This is a genomic window from Kosakonia sp. S57, from assembly GCF_016516575.1.
In the GTDB taxonomy this organism is placed as follows: Bacteria; Pseudomonadota; Gammaproteobacteria; order Enterobacterales; family Enterobacteriaceae; genus Kosakonia; species Kosakonia cowanii.
In genome coordinates this window covers 37,760-54,760 of the sequence record NZ_JACVUL010000010.1, presented here as the reverse complement: position 1 = coordinate 54,760, position 17,001 = coordinate 37,760, and the positions used below count along the sequence as shown (strand labels likewise).

General features: G+C 55.8%; 15 protein-coding genes. 4 read left to right on the top strand and 11 right to left on the bottom strand.

Translation table 11 applies throughout. The annotated features are described in order from the left end of the window. Nucleotides 1–224: 224 nt before the first annotated feature. Entirely contained in the window at nucleotides 225–1,262 is a 1,038-nt protein-coding gene (gene dusA / locus IAE48_RS11705) for a tRNA dihydrouridine(20/20a) synthase DusA (protein ID WP_369811773.1), read from the bottom strand. A 264-nt stretch (nucleotides 1,263–1,526) separates the two neighbouring features. Here dusA and ycaC point away from each other — a divergent pair, with 264 nt between their 5' ends. Beyond that, nucleotides 1,527–2,150: an isochorismate family cysteine hydrolase YcaC gene (gene ycaC, locus IAE48_RS11700; RefSeq protein WP_042712648.1), complete on the top strand. Its 624-nt coding sequence runs from the start codon at nucleotides 1,527–1,529 to the stop codon at nucleotides 2,148–2,150. Nucleotides 2,151–2,192: 42 nt separating this feature from the next. On the opposite strand, the gene traF is transcribed toward ycaC, so the two are convergent. After that, entirely contained in the window at nucleotides 2,193–3,458 is a 1,266-nt protein-coding gene (traF, locus tag IAE48_RS11695) for a conjugal transfer protein TraF (RefSeq protein ID WP_233631561.1), read from the bottom strand. A gap of 331 nt (nucleotides 3,459–3,789) precedes the next feature. On the opposite strand from traF, the gene zur reads away from it, so the two are divergent. Then, nucleotides 3,790–4,305: a zinc uptake transcriptional repressor Zur gene (gene zur / locus IAE48_RS11690; protein WP_023478461.1), complete on the top strand. Its 516-nt coding sequence runs from the start codon at nucleotides 3,790–3,792 to the stop codon at nucleotides 4,303–4,305. A gap of 268 nt (nucleotides 4,306–4,573) precedes the next feature. Here zur and IAE48_RS11685 read toward each other — a convergent pair whose 3' ends face one another. From IAE48_RS11685 to IAE48_RS11670, 4 genes are all read right to left on the bottom strand, one after another. Next, nucleotides 4,574–4,783 carry a CsbD family protein gene (locus IAE48_RS11685; protein ID WP_042712644.1) on the bottom strand — a complete coding sequence of 70 codons (210 nt, stop codon included), beginning with the start codon at nucleotides 4,781–4,783 and terminating at the stop codon, nucleotides 4,574–4,576. Nucleotides 4,784–4,916: 133 nt separating this feature from the next. Next, nucleotides 4,917–6,251, bottom strand: coding sequence for an MATE family efflux transporter DinF (gene dinF, locus IAE48_RS11680; protein WP_200134488.1), 1,335 nt, complete (start codon nucleotides 6,249–6,251; stop codon nucleotides 4,917–4,919). A gap of 75 nt (nucleotides 6,252–6,326) precedes the next feature. After that, on the bottom strand, nucleotides 6,327–6,941 hold the full coding sequence (lexA, locus tag IAE48_RS11675) for a transcriptional repressor LexA (RefSeq protein WP_042712642.1): 615 nt from the start codon (nucleotides 6,939–6,941) through the stop codon (nucleotides 6,327–6,329). 108 nt (nucleotides 6,942–7,049) lie between these two features. Continuing rightward, nucleotides 7,050–7,418: a diacylglycerol kinase gene (locus IAE48_RS11670; RefSeq protein ID WP_042712640.1), complete on the bottom strand. Its 369-nt coding sequence runs from the start codon at nucleotides 7,416–7,418 to the stop codon at nucleotides 7,050–7,052. A 132-nt stretch (nucleotides 7,419–7,550) separates the two neighbouring features. Between IAE48_RS11670 and plsB the strand changes: the two genes are divergently transcribed. Beyond that, nucleotides 7,551–9,971 carry a glycerol-3-phosphate 1-O-acyltransferase PlsB gene (gene plsB, locus IAE48_RS11665; protein WP_200134487.1) on the top strand — a complete coding sequence of 807 codons (2,421 nt, stop codon included), beginning with the start codon at nucleotides 7,551–7,553 and terminating at the stop codon, nucleotides 9,969–9,971. 227 nt (nucleotides 9,972–10,198) lie between these two features. Here the strand turns inward: plsB and ubiA are convergent, their stop codons facing one another. The 5 genes from ubiA to malK all read right to left on the bottom strand — a co-directional run bounded on the left by ubiA (nucleotide 10,199) and on the right by malK (nucleotide 15,413). Continuing rightward, nucleotides 10,199–11,071 carry a 4-hydroxybenzoate octaprenyltransferase gene (gene ubiA, locus IAE48_RS11660; RefSeq protein ID WP_200134486.1) on the bottom strand — a complete coding sequence of 291 codons (873 nt, stop codon included), beginning with the start codon at nucleotides 11,069–11,071 and terminating at the stop codon, nucleotides 10,199–10,201. A gap of 12 nt (nucleotides 11,072–11,083) precedes the next feature. Beyond that, nucleotides 11,084–11,581 (bottom strand): chorismate lyase, encoded by a 498-nt coding sequence (gene ubiC / locus IAE48_RS11655; RefSeq protein ID WP_023478465.1) that lies wholly within the window; start codon nucleotides 11,579–11,581, stop codon nucleotides 11,084–11,086. 181 nt (nucleotides 11,582–11,762) lie between these two features. Continuing rightward, on the bottom strand, nucleotides 11,763–12,704 hold the full coding sequence (gene malM, locus IAE48_RS11650; RefSeq protein ID WP_200134485.1) for a maltose operon protein MalM: 942 nt from the start codon (nucleotides 12,702–12,704) through the stop codon (nucleotides 11,763–11,765). Between the two features lie 109 nt (nucleotides 12,705–12,813). Then, on the bottom strand, nucleotides 12,814–14,133 hold the full coding sequence (locus IAE48_RS11645; RefSeq protein ID WP_042712634.1) for a maltoporin: 1,320 nt from the start codon (nucleotides 14,131–14,133) through the stop codon (nucleotides 12,814–12,816). Nucleotides 14,134–14,303: 170 nt separating this feature from the next. Then, complete coding sequence (gene malK / locus IAE48_RS11640; protein ID WP_023478364.1) at nucleotides 14,304–15,413, bottom strand: maltose/maltodextrin ABC transporter ATP-binding protein MalK; 1,110 nt, start codon at nucleotides 15,411–15,413, stop codon at nucleotides 14,304–14,306. A gap of 370 nt (nucleotides 15,414–15,783) precedes the next feature. On the opposite strand from malK, the gene malE reads away from it, so the two are divergent. Then, nucleotides 15,784–16,974, top strand: coding sequence for a maltose/maltodextrin ABC transporter substrate-binding protein MalE (gene malE, locus IAE48_RS11635; RefSeq protein ID WP_023478521.1), 1,191 nt, complete (start codon nucleotides 15,784–15,786; stop codon nucleotides 16,972–16,974). The last annotated feature ends 27 nt before the right edge of the window (nucleotides 16,975–17,001 follow it).

Sequence of the window (17,001 nt, the reverse complement as noted above, 5' to 3'; positions counted from 1 at the left end):
TTGTGCAGAAAGAATTAGGGCTTCCCGCAGGAAGCCCTTTCTTTTTTTGTTCGGCTGTATTGTAGGGTACAGCGCGATGAATTCGTTACGCCGGAATAGTGACAGATTTACGCGCTAAATCCTATTTGCTTCACCGGGCTGCACGGGGAAATGTTTCAAGGATGTGACGAAGCGCTCACTCCTTTCGTAACCGATCCCACGATTGCGCAATAAATCTGCACGCCTTAGCGTTTCGACGCCACCAGATTGAGGGCGTGCTCCACCACATTGATATCCGCCCCCGCTTTGTGCGCGTTTTCACTCAGGTAACGACGCCACTGACGCGCGCCCGGCACGCCCTGGAACAGGCCCAGCATATGGCGAGTGATATGGCCGAGATAGGCTCCCTGGCTCAGTTCGCGCTCAATATAGGGGTACATTGCGCGCACCACCGCCACCGGGTCGGCATCCGGCGTATCGACGCCGAAAATCTCTCTGTCTACCGACGCGAGGATGCCGGGGTTTTGATAAGCTTCGCGCCCGACCATCACGCCATCCATATGTTCGAGATGCGCTTTCGCCTCTTCCAGCGATTTGATTCCGCCGTTGATCGACATCATCAGGTGCGGGAAATCGCGTTTTAGCTGATAGACGCGCGGGTAATCGAGCGGCGGAATTTCGCGGTTCTCTTTCGGGCTAAGGCCAGAGAGCCAGGCTTTGCGGGCGTGGATCGTGAAGCTTTCGCACTCGCCTTTACCGGCCACGGTGCCAATAAAGTCGCAGAGGAATTCATAGCTGTCCTGCTCATCAATGCCGATACGGGTTTTGACCGTGACCGGAATAGAGACAACATCGCGCATCGCTTTAATGCAGTCCGCCACCAGCTGCGCTTCGCCCATCAGGCAGGCACCGAAACGGCCATTCTGCACGCGATCGGAGGGGCAGCCGACGTTAAGGTTGATTTCGTCATAGCCGCGCGCTTCGGCAAGCTTCGCACAGTGAGCCAGCTGCGCCGGATCGCTGCCGCCGAGCTGCAACGCCACCGGATGCTCCTCGTCGCTGTACGCCAGGTAATCACCTTTGCCATGAATAATCGCCCCGGTAGTCACCATCTCGGTATAGAGCAGCGTGTGGCGCGACAGCAGACGCAGGAAGTAGCGGCAGTGCCTGTCCGTCCAGTCGAGCATCGGGGCAACCGAGAATCGGCCGGGCCAGTGAGAAGCCGAATCGGCGGACGTTACGCAGGTTTGAGGGGTGTTTGTCATATCAGGATTACCGTGCATTTTTTGGGCAATTAAAATCAATCTCTCGTCATCGCTCCCACCTCAGGCGCGGGCAAAAAAACCGGCTCCAGAAATCGCGGGCCGCCATTCTAGCACAGAGAAATGCGTTAAATCCGACGGCGTGCAGCCCGCATCCGCAAACAGGTCCGCGCCGTCACGCTGGTCAAAACTTAACCATGACCTATTATTTTTGTTAGTCAACGTAGTTCTATTCCAATAAATCGCACTATTCACTTCACCTCTGCGGGTAACAGGAGCTGAAACATGACCACACCTTATGTTCGCCTTGATAAAGATAATGCTGCGGTACTGCTTGTTGATCATCAGGCAGGTTTACTCTCTCTGGTGCGGGATATCGATCCCGACAAATTCAAAAATAACGTGCTAGCGCTGGGCGATCTCGCAAAATACTTTAATCTTCCCACCATCCTGACCACCAGTTTTGAAACCGGCCCAAATGGCCCGCTCGTCCCTGAGTTAAAGGAGCAGTTTCCCGATGCGCCTTATATCGCGCGCCCGGGCAATATCAATGCCTGGGATAACGAGGATTTTGTGAATGCCGTTAAAGCCACAGGTAAAAAACAGCTGATTATTGCCGGCGTGGTGACGGAAGTGTGCGTCGCCTTTCCGGCTTTATCAGCCATTGAGGAGGGTTTTGAGGTGTTTGTGGTGACCGATGCATCAGGAACATTCAACGAAATCACGCGACATTCGGCATGGGATCGCATGTCGCAGGCCGGTGCGCAGTTGATGACCTGGTTTGGTATCGCCTGTGAATTACACCGCGACTGGCGTAATGATATTGAAGGCCTCGGGACGCTCTTCTCTAACCATATTCCCGATTACCGCAACCTGATGACCAGTTTTAACACCCTTAACAAGCCATAACCGCAATAAAAAAACCGGAGGCGCAGAGCCTCCGGTTACTCCTTAGAATGTCAGGCTAAGCTGTGCTCCAGCACCCCAGGTTTCGTCTTCGCCCACCAGCCCCATCAGATCAAGATGAACGCGGTTGAACGGCGAGAAGCCAACACCGGCGGTGAAGACATCTTTGTCATCGCCCTTCACATCAGCGCGATAACCGGCACGCACTGCCAGCCAGTTAAGCGGACGGACTTCTGCACCGACGCCAACATACTGCGAGTTCTTCTCGCTCTTAAAGCCTTTGGTTTCAGTCAGATCGCCGTCAGCACTCAGCGTTACCAGCTCGTTATGCCATGCGGCACCGGCGGTGACGATCGGGCTAATCTGGTAGGTATCTTTGTAGTTGCGCACTTCGCCCGTTCTGCCGTTACGAATAATGGCGTCCTGGGTGTCGATATTACGCGAGATGAGGTTCTGGCCGGTTAAGCCGAGCGTCACGTTTTCATTAAGGTCGGCGGCGAGGCCAACGTCAACGTTGAAGCCGGTGTCATCGCGGCGGTAGCGGCTGCTGTTCCAGTCACTGCTGTCGTAGTCATAAATCGACGCCGTGTAGTTGTAGACCCACACCTTTTGCAGCTTCGGCGTTACGCCAACGGAGAGCGGAATGCCGCCCGCGTCAAACTGATGTGCCAGCGCCACGCCAAAGTCGGTGACAATCGCGCCACGTCCGGAAGCGGTGGAGTTCAGGTTACGGGTGATCTCATCGCTGCCGTTTGGCGACAGCGCCGCGCCCAGTGCTTCACGCACCGCAACGGCATCGCTGTTCTGAATGCTGCGCAGGTAATCAATATCCTGCTGTTCGATATTGGAGCTAACGCGCGCGTGGGCGTAGGCTTTGGTGACAAACGCCGCAGAGAGCACATCGTTAGGGATGCTGACCGCAATACCGGCTGCCGCTTTAGCCTGCGCAGTTTTGCCACGTAGTTTAACCAGCTCGTCACCCAAATCTTTGGCCGCGTTCTGGAACTGATCGACGGTGCCGAAAGGGTTGGTAATAATCTCTATCGGCGTCAGATTATTGACGACATCTTTATACTGATCGACTTTGTCATTGATGTAGTCAATTTCGTCGCGCAGATTATCCTTATCTGAAATTTGTGCCTGTACGCTTGGCAGGATCACGGTGACATCATCTTCCGGCTGACCTTTCGCCAGCAACGCCGGGTTGATTAATGCTCCACTGCCATAATTTGCCGATGCGACGCCCGTTCCACCCATTGCATCGTTACGCGCCTCTGCCCATGTATTGGCTGCTCCCGCCTGATTTGCCATAAAAAAGGAGACACCAATAGCGACCACCGAAAGTTTCGCATTTATTTTCACAGTATGTTCTCGTAGCCAGATGAGTATTTAAGCCTGTTAGTTTGCGCACAAACAGGAATTTATATTGCTGTGAATAACAGTAGAAAAAGGCACTACCTCTTCCGAACGCTCCAGGGCGGCCGGTTCATATTTATAGTGATGGCACTCACTATTTATAGAAGAGGAAAATCATTTCGGGAAGGAAAGTTCCGAAAGTGTCTTTAAAGTTGGCGGTCTCGGCGTTTCCGGCAGGACATGGTAAAGTGTGAAGCTTCATCTTTTCACCAACCCGAGAGCGCCTATGGATAAGACCACTTCGCAAGAGATGTTAGTGCAGGCTGAAAAGCTGTGCGCGCAGCGCAACGTGCGCCTGACTCCACAGCGTCTGGAAGTTTTACGTTTGCTGAGCCTGCAAAAGAGCGCCATTAGCGCCTATGATCTGCTCGACCTGCTGCGGGAGAGCGAACCGCAGGCGAAGCCGCCCACGGTGTATCGCGCGCTCGATTTTCTGCTGGAGCAGGGTTTTGTGCATAAGGTGGAGTCGACCAACAGCTATGTGCTGTGCCATCTCTTTGATCAGCCGACGCACACCTCTGCGATGTTTATCTGCGACCGCTGCGGCGCGGTTAAAGAGGAGCAGGCGGAAGGGGTGGAAGATATTATGCATGCGCTGGCGGCGAAGATGGGCTTTGCCCTGCGCCACAATGTAATTGAAGCCCACGGCTTATGCGCGGCCTGCGTCGAGGTCGAAGCCTGTCGTCATCACGACCATTGCCAGCACGATCACAGCCTGCAGGTGAAGAAGAAACCACGTTAGAGATTTTTACTTTTCTTTTTCTGTTTCTCTTTTACAAGGCAATCCCAAAAGATTTCGCGTTTTAGCAAGGCGGCAAACGCGCGAATCATGGGGAGCATACGAAAGTATGTGACTCATGTGAGCAAGTGCAGCCAACGCAGATAAAGCGTGAAATATGAAGGGATTGTAGATAAAACGTGGAAGATAAGGGGTGATTAGGGAGGTACATCCTTGTACCTACGGGCAGGGTAGCCTGTGAGGGTTAATACACTTGAGGGGGAAGTGTTGGCTACCAGCGGTATTCGTTACGTGATTCCCAATCCGTAACTTCCTTCTCCGCTTCGTCTTTCGCGTAACCGTAACGCTCCTGGATTTTACCTACCAGCTGGTCACGTTTACCTTCGATGACGGTCATATCGTCATCAGTCAATTTGCCCCATTTCTCTTTAACAGTGCCTTTAAACTGTTTCCAGTTACCGCCGACTTCGTCTTTGTTCATAATTGACTCCTTATCGTTCGGTTAAAATGACGTTCTTGCGTGCTGAACGTATTAATTATTGTAGATAAGGATTCGGCGTTCGGTTTTTTATTCGGAATCTTTAACCATACACGCCAGACGAAGCCGCAGATCCTCATGCATTGTCGGCATTGGCAAACCAGCTGCCGTTGCGCCAGTGATGACGCCAGATCAGCGCCAGCGTGATGCCACGCAGCGCAAGGAAAACCGCCAGAGAGAGCCATAAACCGTGGTTGCCCAACCACGGCACCGTCAGCAGAGTCAGGCCAAAACCGGCAGCGGCAACCGCCATACTGTTACGCATTTCAGCCGCACGCGTCGCACCCACAAACATGCCGTCGAGCAAATAGCACCACACCCCCACCAGCGGCAATACCACTTGCCAGATGAGATAGTGCCCGGCAACCGCCTGCAGTTCAGGAATGGAGGTCAGCAGCGTAATAAGCGTGCTTCCTGCCAGCGCATAGACAAGGGCAAAGGCGAGCGCCACAAACCCTGCCTGCCTGCAGGCCGCGCGCCAGACGTGCAGCAGCTGGCTACCATCACGCGCACCGTAAGCCTGACCGGAGTGGGCTTCGACGGCATAGGCAAAGCCGTCCAGCGCGTAGGCGGTAAAAGTGAGGAACATCATCAGCACCGCGTTGGCGGCGACCGTTTCGCTGCCGAGGCGTGCGCCCAGCACGGTGATGGAGCCAAAGCAGAGTTGCAGCAGCAGGGAGCGCAGCATGATATCGCGATTGAGCGCCAGCAAACGGCGAACGCCGCCGCGCCACGCGGATTTCAGCATCGAAAGAGAGATAGCTTGCCGGCGTAAAACCTGCCACACCATCAGCAAGCCGATAAAGAAGGTGACATATTCCGCGATAACCGTCGCGAGCGCAGCGCCCTGCACATTCATATGCAGGCCCATCACCAGCCAGAGGTCGAGCACGATATTAAAGAGGTTGCCGACCACCAGCAGTATCACCGGTGCGCGGGCATACTGCACGCCGAGCAGCCAGCCAAGCAGCACCATATTGCCCAGCGAGGCGGGCGCGCTAAGCCAGCGAATGGCAAGAAAGCGCCGCGCCTGTTCCAGCACCGCCTCGCTGCCGCCGGTAATATGCAGAGCCAGGTCGATAAGCGGCGTACGCAGCAGCGCAATGACGATACCTGCGCCGAGCGCCAGCAGCAGAGGCTGGACAAGCGCACGTGAGAGTGCAGAGGGATTTTTTGCACCAAATGCCTGGGCGGTCAGCCCGGTGGTGCTCATACGCAAAAACAGCAGCAGCATAAAGAGGAAGCTGGTTGCCGTTGCGCCAATCGCCACGCCGCCAAGGTAGACGGGGCTATCCAGATGACCAATCACCGCTGTATCAACTAAGCCCAGCAGCGGAACGGTGATATTCGATAAAATCATCGGCAGCGCAAGCCGCCACAAAGCTTTGTCGGATGCGGTTAACAGCGGCATAGCGTAAGCGTCGTTAAAGAGGAGAAGCGTGGCGCTGCGGCGCTAAACGGGGCGCCACAGCAGAGAAAAGAGGCGTTACAGCCATTCACCGTTACGGATCACGCCAACTGCCAGCCCTTCAATGGTGAAGTTCTGTTTGCGCAGATCAACCACAATCGGGGAGAAGTCGCTGTTTTCCGCCAGCAGTTCAACGGTGTTGCCATGTTTTTTCAGGCGCTTCACCGTCACTTCATCTTCAATACGGGCAACGATCACCTGGCCGTTACGCGCATCCTGGGTTTTATGCACCGCCAGCAGATCGCCGTCCATAATACCGATATCTTTCATCGACATCCCGCTAACGCGCAGCAGGAAGTCCGCATGCGGTTTAAAGAGATTCGCATCGACCTGATAGTGGCTTTCGATATGCTGTTGCGCCAGCAGCGGCTCACCCGCAGCGACGCGACCAATCAGCGGCAGACCAATATCGTTCTCTTCTTCCAGCAGCAGGCGCAGACCGCGCGATGCACCAGATACGATTTCGATCACCCCTTTGCGCGCCAGCGCTTTAAGGTGTTCTTCGGCTGCATTTGGGGAACGGAACCCCAATTGCTGTGCGATTTCCGCACGCGTCGGTGGCATACCGGTTTGGGTGATGCGATCGCGAATCAGATCGAACACCTCTTGCTGCCTGGCCGTTAATGCTTTCATCCCGCCCCCTGGGTGTATATACAGTTATGCTGTGAGTATATACAGTCAACGGCGATTTTGAAACCACATTTAAGCAAAAATCCAGAGTGTTATAGAATTATGGAAACGCTATCGAAAATGTGACCAAAGAAGCGAGATCCAGGTAAAGAGCGCCAGTAAGATTGTCATCAGCACCGCCGCCGAGCCCATATCTTTTGCCCGGCCGGAAAGCTCATGGAATTCAGACCCGATACGGTCTACAACCGCTTCGATAGCGCTGTTGAGGATTTCGACAATCATCACCAGCGTGACCGAGCCAATAAGCAGGACGCGCGTGATGACATCAATATCCAAAAATGCAGCGATAATAATAGCCAGAACAACGGCTACGCCCTCCTGGCGAAATGCAGCTTCATTAATCCAGGCTGCGCGTACACCTTTCCACGAATATCCTGCGGCTTTAATGATCCGGGTAAAACCGGTGGTATTATTGGCCATGAAAAGAACCTTTTTAACTATTAAGCGTCAATGAGTAGTGGTACACGCAGCGGTACCACAGAAATTATGCGTGCTTTCTGATATTCTTGCGGCGCAATGGCACTATTAATAACCAGAGGCTTTACACCCTTTATGTCCGGCTGGCCACGAATTTACTACAAATTACTGAACTTACCATTAAGCGTGCTGGTAAAAAGTAAATCGATCCCCGCAGAACCTGCACAGGAACTGGGGCTCGACACATCACGTCCTATTATGTACGTGCTGCCTTACAACTCAAAGGCAGACTTAATGACCTTGCGCGAGCAGTGCCTGGCGCATGAATTACCCGATCCCCTCGAACCGCTGGAGATCGATGGCGCGCTGCTACCACGCTACGTGTTTATTCACGGCGGCCCGCGCGTATTCACCTATTACACGCCGAAAGAAGAGTCGATCAAACTGTTCCACGACTATCTGGATTTACACCGCAGCCATCCCGATCTGGATGTGCAGATGGTGCCGGTATCGGTGATGTTTGGCCGCTCGCCGGGGCGTGAAAAGGGTGAGGTCAACCCGCCGTTGCGCATGCTCAACGGTATTCAAAAATTCTTCGCTGTTTCGTGGCTTGGCCGCGACAGCTTTGTGCGCTTCTCCCCGCCGGTTTCGCTGCGCCGCATGGCGACCGAACACGGCACGGATAAGATCATCGCGCAGAAACTGGCGCGCGTGGCGCGTATGCACTTCGCCCGCCAGCGTCTGGCCGCCGTTGGCCCACGCCTGCCGGCGCGTCAGGATCTCTTCAATAAGCTGCTGTCGTCTAAAGCGATTGCCCGTGCGGTGGAAGATGAAGCGCGCAGCAAAAAGATCTCCCACGATAAGGCGCAGCAGAACGCTATCGCGCTGATGGAAGAGATTGCCGCTAACTTCTCTTACGAGATGATTCGCCTGACCGACCGTATCCTCGGCTTTACGTGGAACCGGCTCTATCAGGGGATCAACGTGCACAACGCCGAGCGCGTACGCCAGCTGGCGCACGAGGGCCATGAAATAGTCTATGTGCCCTGCCACCGCAGCCATATGGACTACTTGCTGCTCTCCTACGTGCTTTACCACCAGGGCCTGGTGCCGCCGCATATTGCGGCCGGGATCAACCTCAACTTCTGGCCCGCCGGTCCGATTTTCCGCCGCCTTGGCGCATTCTTTATTCGCCGTACCTTTAAAGGCAACAAGCTCTACTCGACGGTATTCCGTGAATACCTGGGCGAGCTCTTCAGCCGTGGTTATTCGGTAGAGTATTTCGTTGAGGGCGGCCGCTCGCGCACCGGGCGTCTGCTCGATCCGAAAACCGGTACCCTGTCGATGACCATCCAGGCGATGCTGCGCGGCGGCACGCGCCCGATCACGCTGGTGCCGATCTATATCGGTTACGAGCATGTGATGGAGGTCGGCACCTACGCCAAAGAGCTGCGCGGCGCGACGAAAGAGAAAGAGAGCCTGCTGCAGATGGTGCGCGGCCTCAGCAAGCTGCGTAACCTCGGTCAGGGCTATGTGAACTTCGGCGAGCCAATCCCGCTGATGAACTATCTGAACCACCATGTACCGGAGTGGCGCGAATCAATCGATCCGATTGAAGCGATCCGCCCGGCATGGCTAACGCCGACGGTTAACAGCATCGCCGCCGATCTGATGGTTCGCATCAACAATGCCGGTGCGGCAAACGCCATGAACCTCTGCTGTACGGCGCTGCTGGCTTCGCGCCAGCGCTCGTTGACGCGCGAGCAGCTCACCGAGCAGCTCAACTGCTACCTTGAGCTGATGCGCAATGTGCCCTACTCCCCGGACTCTACCGCACCGTCCGCAAGCGCCGCTGAGCTTATCGCTCACGCGCTGCAGATGAACAAATTTGAGGTCGAGAAGGACACCATCGGCGATATCATCATCCTGCCGCGCGAGCAGGCGGTGCTGATGACCTATTACCGCAACAACATTGCGCATATGCTGATGCTGCCGTCGCTGATCGCAGCGATTGTGACCCAGCATCGCGCCATCTCACGCGGTGAAATTCTGCGTCATGTGGAACTGCTCTACCCGATGCTGAAGGCCGAGCTGTTCCTGCGCTGGGAAATTGCAGAGCTGGCGGAGGTGCTGGATAAGCTGATTCAGGAGCTGGTGCGCCAGGGGCTGATTACCCTGAAAGAGGATCTTCTCAGCATCAATCCTGCACACTCACGCACTCTGCAGCTGCTGGCCGCAGGTGCGCGCGAGACGCTGCAGCGTTATGCCATCACCTTCTGGCTGCTGAGCGCCAACCCGGCGATGAACCGCAGTACGCTGGAGAAAGAGAGCCGTACGCTGGCGCAGCGTCTTTCGGTGCTGCACGGCATCAACGCACCGGAGTTCTTCGATAAAGCGGTCTTCAGCACGCTGGTGCTCACACTGCGCGACGAGGGTTATATCAGTGATACCGGCGACGCCGATCCGGCGCGCACGCTTGGCGTTTACCAGATGCTGGCGGAGCTGATGACATCGGATGTGCGTTTAACGATCGAGAGCGCGACGCAAGCGGAGTGACGGTAGTGCCGGATGGCGCGTAAACGCTTATCCGGCCTACGTGATAATGCTAAACGGTATGCTCATTGCCGGATGCCGCGCTAACGCTTATCCGGCCTGGGCGGTTTCAGCGGCACCGACCCCGTAGGCCGGATAAGGCGTAGCCGCCATCCGGCACTTCAGCGCATGAGCGCAGCAAATTAGCGCACGAGCCCGTCGATTCAGCGCACAACCCCGACAAACCCGCGCTATAGGTGCAGATAACTCACCGCCAGCCCCAGAAACAGCACCAGACCAACGTAGTTATTATTCAGAAAGGCTTTAAAACAGGCATCGCGTTCACGGTCTGCAATCAACACCTGCTGATAAACAAACAGCGCCCCGGCAACCAGCACGGTGGCGTAATAGATCCACCCCAGCCCGTTCAGCCAGCCGACTGCCGCCATCATCGCCATCACCAGCACCTGCAAAATGCCGATAATCAGCTTGTCGTGACGCCCAAAGAGGATCGCCGTCGACTTGATACCAATCTTCACATCATCGTCGCGATCGACCATCGCATATTCGGTGTCATAGGCCACCGCCCACAGGATGTTGGCGAAGAACATAATCCAGCAGCTCAGCGGTACGGACTCGCTGACGGCGGCAAACGCCATTGGTATCGACCAGCCAAACGCCGCGCCCAGCACCACCTGCGGCAGATGCGTATAGCGCTTCATAAACGGGTAGATCCAGGCCAGGCCCAGCGCCGCGACCGAGAGCAGAATGGTCATCAGATTGAGGGTAAGCACCAGCGCAAAAGCCAGCAGCACAAGGATGATAAACAGCCCGCGCGCCTCATTTTCCGTCACCGCGCCGCTCGGCAAAGGACGATTTGCAGTACGCTTGACGTGCCCATCAAACTTACGATCGGCGTAATCATTCACCACGCAGCCAGCCGCGCGCATCAGCCAGACGCCAGCGACAAACACTAACAAAATCCACAGCGGCGGTACGCCAGGTGTCGCCACCCACAGCGCCCACAGCGTCGGCCACAGCAGTAACAGCGCACCAATTGGTTTGTCCGTACGCATCAGCCGATGAAAGGCCAACAGTTTAGTTGGCGTGAGACTCCACTCCATTTTCAGTTCCTCTTAGTACAGCGGTGACGCGGGCAGAAACAGTTCGGTCAACATCAGCGGTTTACCGCCGAGACGCAGGCGGGAGCGCCGCCCCCATAACTGCTCGTGGCGTCCAATATCAATAAAGTCACGCGTAAGTGTAGAAGAGGTGAAAAGATATCGCCCCAGCGGCGTATTCCCCAGCTTCTGCAGCGCCAGTTCGGGGCCGCTCAGGGTTGACTCGGGCACCACGGTGCGACCGGCAAGCCAGGGCTCTCCGTCGGCACAGAGCAGAATTTCCCGCAGCCAGTAACGGGCTTCATCGGGCAGATGATCGCGCTCTTCGGCGATCTCATCAGGCGTGACAAACCCCTCGCGGATCAGCGTAACCGTGACCTTTTTGCCCTGTTGTTCAAAACGTTTGGTCATGGAATCTTCCAGCAACAGCCACTCGAGCAGTTGCGGTTCCAGCGCGGGGATTGCGTCCAGGTAGCGCAGCGCACGCAATTGCGTAAGCGCAGGATGTGACATGCCATACTCTCCGGTACATAACGTCGCAGTAGTGTATCGCAGAACCGATAAGTGAGTGGCGGGAAAGTTTATTCGCGTTTCATCCGTGCAACAGTTGAGCAACAGCGCATCCGCACGGCGGAAAAAAAGGTGCGTCTGGCGACGCACCAGTTACTACAAATATCAACAACGTGGGGAGAGATTACCCCTTGCCTTTTACACTGCTGATAAAAGTGGCACGGGCAGTTTTCGACCCGAGACGCTCTGCTTCATTCAATAATTTCAGGGCCTTATCGATATCACCCTTCTCAGCCGCCTGTTTGATCGCCCGGTTAAAGTAGCTCTCGGTATCATTGAGCATCGGCTCGCTTTTCGCCGCAGGTGCCGGAGCAGGTGCAGCCACCGGCGCTGATGCAGGCTGCGTGTTATAGGCTGGTGCGGCGGTGTTGCCGACCGTCACCGCACTCGGTGCCGAGGAGCCAAACAGCGGGCCAACAAGAATGCTGGACGCGGAAGAGGTGCTGGCTTTCAGCGCCAGTGTGCCGCTGGTGGCATGGCGGGCGATGGGATCCGGAATATCCGGCACCGCGTTACCGTTTCCTTTGGCGTAAGCTTTCGCCGGGTCAACCATTTGCGTGGTCTGACGCAGATCTTTTTCCGTGGTGAACACTAATAAGTAGAGCTTTTGCTGACCCAGCGCAGGCGTCAGTTTCATGGTGCCTTCGAGGCGGTTATCGGACATCACGCCCGGCTCCTGGTAGGCAAAAAAGCTGGAGGGGAAAAAGGCTGCTGGCGACAGATTCTGGTCCAGCACCAACACGTTCGGCGCGAAGACGCTTTCATCTTTGACTTTGCTGCTTAACGTAATATTCAGTTCGCCGATATTCGCCGGCACGCTATAGGCCATCACCGGGCCGCTGATGCCGCTGACATTCAGACGCTGTCCTGCAACAGAGATATCGTTAGTGACGGTTTGTGACGCATTCACCGGCGTCCACTGCAGCTGCTGAAGCGCGGAGGCAGGAATAGCAGGCGCGGCGGAGAGATCCTGCGGGACGATGTTAATCGCTGCGAAGCTGGTCATGGGCGCAGCCAGCAGGCCAGCTGTGAGGCACAATGCGAGAAGACTCTTTTTCATTTTCATTGTTATCACCTTAATTTCGTTGTGAGCGGTAGCCAGGCAATAGCGCGCTTCACCTAAAATTGAGGGGCTTGCGCCCCTCTTTTCATGCATTACAGCGGGTAAAACTCGATTACCACCAGATTTCCATCTGCGCGCCGAAGGTCCACTCGTCGTTGTCACCACGGCTGGTGGTGCCAAACGGTGTTACCGTGCCATTGCTGGCTGCAAAGGAAGAGCTGTTGCCGGTAGCATCGGTCTTCACGTAACCCCATTTTTCATCCCACTTGGCGTAGGTGGCGAACACACGAATCGCCGGGCGGGACCAGATGCTGTCGCCAGCCTGCCACTGTTGCGCGAGGGTGATTTTGTACTGGTTGTTGCGATCGCCCGTTTCCTGAGACTTCACATTGTCGTAGCCCACTTCCATCAGGGTGCTCATGATCGGTGTCCATTTGTACATCGGACGCACGCCCACGGTGTACCAGGTGTTGCCGCGGTTATTATCGCGATCGGTATCCTGATACATACCGACATACATCAGGTCCCACTTCTCAGCGAGGTTGATAGCACCGTGATCCAGCACGCGGATCAGGTGACCGTCGTTATCTACTGAGCCGCCACGCGCCTGGCCTTTACCCTGAGAAATCATTGAGTTGGTGGCATACTGCACCACGAACTTGTTGTAACCCTTCATCATGCTCTGGGTATGTTCAGCGGTGAACATCCAGCCATCTTTCGACGCGCCCGGCTCGAGGTAGTAGTCATCCGGAATGTTGGTATGGCCATAATCCACGCCCAGTTCCAGCACGCCGTCCGGGTTAGTTTGCAGACCGGCTAAACGCACATCGAACACGTCGTTAGGCACATCGTTGTTGTAGGTTCTGATGCCCGTCGTAGGATCGCGGTCGCCGAAGGCTGAAGAGCCGCCGGATTCAGAGGAGCGGGTCGCGGCCAGCGAGAGTTTACCGATGCCAACGTCAATATTTTCAAGACCTGCGCCCGGGCCGGAGATATCCCAGTAGTAGAAGTCGATCATATGTACGTCATGACGCTGATAGAAGCGTTTACCGGCCCACATGTTAGCGCCCGGCAGCGCGTCGATCAGGTTTTTACCCACGACGTTGAATTCACGCACGGCTGGCGTGTTGCTGTCTTCCCAGTCATTCAACTGAGCGGTTTTGTAGGCGATGTTGGAGTCGAAATAGAAGCTTTTATCAGCGTCTTTCCACACTTCCTGACCTAATTTAATTTCAGCGTAGGTTTCGCATTCGTTACCGAGACGGTATTTAGCGTCCGCACCGGTGGCCTGGAAGCACTGCTGCTCGCCGCCGCTGCCGGTCCAGCCAATGCCGGAACGTGCATAACCTTTAAAATCAACAGCGCCCGCCTGAGCAGACAAAATGCCTGCCGTAATAGCGATTGCCAGAGGAACTTTGCGCAGAGTAATCATCGTTCTATCTCCTGAGAGCTTGCTTTTCTTTTTTTACACGCACCCGTCCGGCTAACGCTTTGTTGGCTGCCGTATTCACCCGTGCGCCTACCTTTGTAGGCTCACAAGTGCATGCCGTTGCCGCCTCGACATCATGCGAATGGCTTTGTGTAATCTCTTTGTGGGGTAGCTTAAACGCCAGGTTCTTTATGCAACCGGCGGCAGGCGGTGCCATCTTCACGGAACAGATGGCAACGCTCCGGCGGTAAGCCGATGGCGAATGTGGCACCCTCTTCTACCAGCACCACGTCGTTCTGGCGGTAAACCAGGTTCTGACGTATTGCGGGGATCTGGATATGAATCTGTGTTTCGTGACCGAGCTGTTCGACGACCTGAACCGTGCCGGAGAGCGTGACATCGGCGATATCGCTGGGCAGCAGATGCTCCGGGCGAATGCCGAGCGACATATTGGCGCCGACCTGCACGTTCGCGCTGTCGACCGGCAGCCACACCTGCTGGCGGTTGGGCAGCTCAACCTGCACCTGCTCAATCGCCGTGGCGGTCACTTTTACCGGCAGGAAGTTCATCTTCGGCGAGCCGATAAAGCCCGCGACAAAGCGATCTGCCGGGTAGTGATAAAGCTCCAGCGGCTTGCCGACCTGCGCCACGCGCCCGGCGTCCAGCACCACGATTTTGTCGGCCAGCGTCATCGCTTCGACCTGATCGTGGGTGACGTAAATCATCGTGCGGCGCAGGCGCTTATGCAGACGGGAGATCTCAATACGCATCTGCACGCGCAGCGCGGCATCAAGGTTGGAGAGGGGTTCATCGAGCAGAAAAACGCGCGGCTCGGCCACCAGCGTACGGCCAATTGCCACGCGCTGACGCTGACCACCGGAGAGCGCCTTCGGCTTACGCTCCAGCAGGTGCCCGAGTTGCAGCACTTCGGAGACCTGGGTGACGCGCGATTTGATTAAATCTTTCTTCGCGCCCGCGAGCGTGAGGCCGAACGACATATTATCCGCCACCGACAGGTGCGGATAGAGCGCATAGGACTGGAACACCATGCCGATACCGCGCTCAGCGGGCGGCACGTCGTTCATGCGGGTATCGCCAATCAGCAGATCCCCGCTGGTAATCGTCTCCAGCCCGGCAATCATGCGCAGCAGCGTTGACTTACCGCAGCCTGACGGGCCGACAAACACGACGAACTCACCTTCGTGAATGTCCAGACTGATATCTCTCGATACCACCACATCGCCCCAGGCTTTCGTGACATTTCGCAGCTGTACGCTCGCCATCCCCATCTCCCTTCGTTACAACCTGATACCAACGGATACATTCAAAGTGGCCTGACTATGGCGTAAGGATTTTTCCGGCGAATCCTCCACCCCCTGCGTTTTTTATGGGGGAGGAGATGGGAGGATGAGACGCGCTGCTCTGCCCCCCCGGCGAGCGGGCGGCGGGTAAATTCGTGACCGGCTTTGCAAAAAACGGCGCATTTTTATGTGCGCTGCGACACATAACGAAAATCCCTGTAACAGAGATCACACAAATCACCCCAGGGGCGTAGGGGTGGGGATGATGAGAAGCGCTTGCCAAAAAAGGAGACTACTCCCGTCAAACCACCTTATGCGTATTCATGAGCACATCATCTAAAGGACGGGATATATGAAAATCAAAACAGGCGCACGCATCCTCGCATTGTCCGCAGTGGCAACGATGATGTTCTCCGCCTCTGCCCTTGCCAAAATCGAAGAAGGTAAGCTGGTTATCTGGATCAACGGCGACAAAGGCTATAACGGCCTGGCCGAAGTGGGTAAAAAATTCGAGAAAGATACCGGCATCAAAGTGACCGTTGAGCACCCGGACAAGCTGGAAGAGAAGTTCCCGCAGGTTGCGGCGACCGGCGACGGCCCGGATATCATCTTCTGGGCGCATGACCGTTTCGGTGGCTACGCACAATCTGGCCTGCTGGCGGAAGTGACGCCGGACAAAGCCTTCCAGGACAAACTGGTTCCCTTCACCTGGGACGCGGTGCGCTACAACGGCAAGCTGATCGCCTACCCGGTCTCCGTAGAATCCCTGTCGCTGATTTATAACAAAGACTTAGTGCCGAACCCGCCGAAAACCTGGGAAGAGATCCCGGCGCTGGATAAAGCGCTGAAGGCGAAAGGCAAGAGCGCGCTGATGTTCAACCTGCAAGAGCCCTACTTCACTTGGCCGCTGATTGCCGCCGATGGGGGTTACGCCTTTAAGTATGAAAACGGCAAATATGATGTGAAAGATGTCGGCGTGGATAACGCGGGCGCGAAAGCCGGTCTCAGCTTCCTGGTGAAACTGATCAAAGACAAGCACATGAATGCCGACACCGATTACTCGATTGCCGAAGCCGCGTTTAACAAAGGCGAAACGGCGATGACCATCAACGGGCCGTGGGCGTGGACCAATATCGACAAGAGCAAGATCAACTACGGCGTCGCGCAGCTGCCGACCTTCAACGGTAAACCGTCGAAAACCTTCGTTGGCGTGCTGAGCGCAGGCATCAACGCCGCCAGCCCGAACAAAGAGCTGGCGAAAGAGTTCCTTGAAAACTACCTGCTGACCGATGAAGGCCTGGCGGAAGTGAACAAAGACAAACCGCTGGGCGCGGTGGCGCTGAAATCCTATCAGGATCAGTTAGCGAAAGATCCGCGCATCGCCGCCACCATGGCGAACGCCAAAACCGGCGAAATCATGCCGAATATCCCGCAAATGTCCGCCTTCTGGTACGCCACCCGTACCGCGGTGATCAACGCCGTGACTGGTCGCCAGACCGTGGATGCGGCGCTGAAAGATGCGCAGGGCCGCATCACCAAGTAAGAACGTAACGGCCCTGTTCCTCCCGGA

Coding starts and splice junctions, on each gene's coding strand:
- ubiA (WP_200134486.1), bottom strand. CDS start 11,071: ATGGAGTGGAGTCTCACGCCAACTAAACTGTTGGCCTTTCATCGGCTG.
- plsB (WP_200134487.1), top strand. CDS start 7,551: ATGTCCGGCTGGCCACGAATTTACTACAAATTACTGAACTTACCATTA.
- malE (WP_023478521.1), top strand. CDS start 15,784: ATGAAAATCAAAACAGGCGCACGCATCCTCGCATTGTCCGCAGTGGCA.
- dusA (WP_369811773.1), bottom strand. CDS start 1,262: ATGCACGGTAATCCTGATATGACAAACACCCCTCAAACCTGCGTAACG.
- traF (WP_233631561.1), bottom strand. CDS start 3,458: ATGGCAAATCAGGCGGGAGCAGCCAATACATGGGCAGAGGCGCGTAAC.
- malM (WP_200134485.1), bottom strand. CDS start 12,704: ATGAAAATGAAAAAGAGTCTTCTCGCATTGTGCCTCACAGCTGGCCTG.
- zur (WP_023478461.1), top strand. CDS start 3,790: ATGGATAAGACCACTTCGCAAGAGATGTTAGTGCAGGCTGAAAAGCTG.
- IAE48_RS11685 (WP_042712644.1), bottom strand. CDS start 4,783: ATGAACAAAGACGAAGTCGGCGGTAACTGGAAACAGTTTAAAGGCACT.
- malK (WP_023478364.1), bottom strand. CDS start 15,413: ATGGCGAGCGTACAGCTGCGAAATGTCACGAAAGCCTGGGGCGATGTG.
- IAE48_RS11645 (WP_042712634.1), bottom strand. CDS start 14,133: ATGATTACTCTGCGCAAAGTTCCTCTGGCAATCGCTATTACGGCAGGC.
- IAE48_RS11670 (WP_042712640.1), bottom strand. CDS start 7,418: ATGGCCAATAATACCACCGGTTTTACCCGGATCATTAAAGCCGCAGGA.
- ubiC (WP_023478465.1), bottom strand. CDS start 11,581: ATGTCACATCCTGCGCTTACGCAATTGCGTGCGCTGCGCTACCTGGAC.
- dinF (WP_200134488.1), bottom strand. CDS start 6,251: ATGCCGCTGTTAACCGCATCCGACAAAGCTTTGTGGCGGCTTGCGCTG.
- lexA (WP_042712642.1), bottom strand. CDS start 6,941: ATGAAAGCATTAACGGCCAGGCAGCAAGAGGTGTTCGATCTGATTCGC.
- ycaC (WP_042712648.1), top strand. CDS start 1,527: ATGACCACACCTTATGTTCGCCTTGATAAAGATAATGCTGCGGTACTG.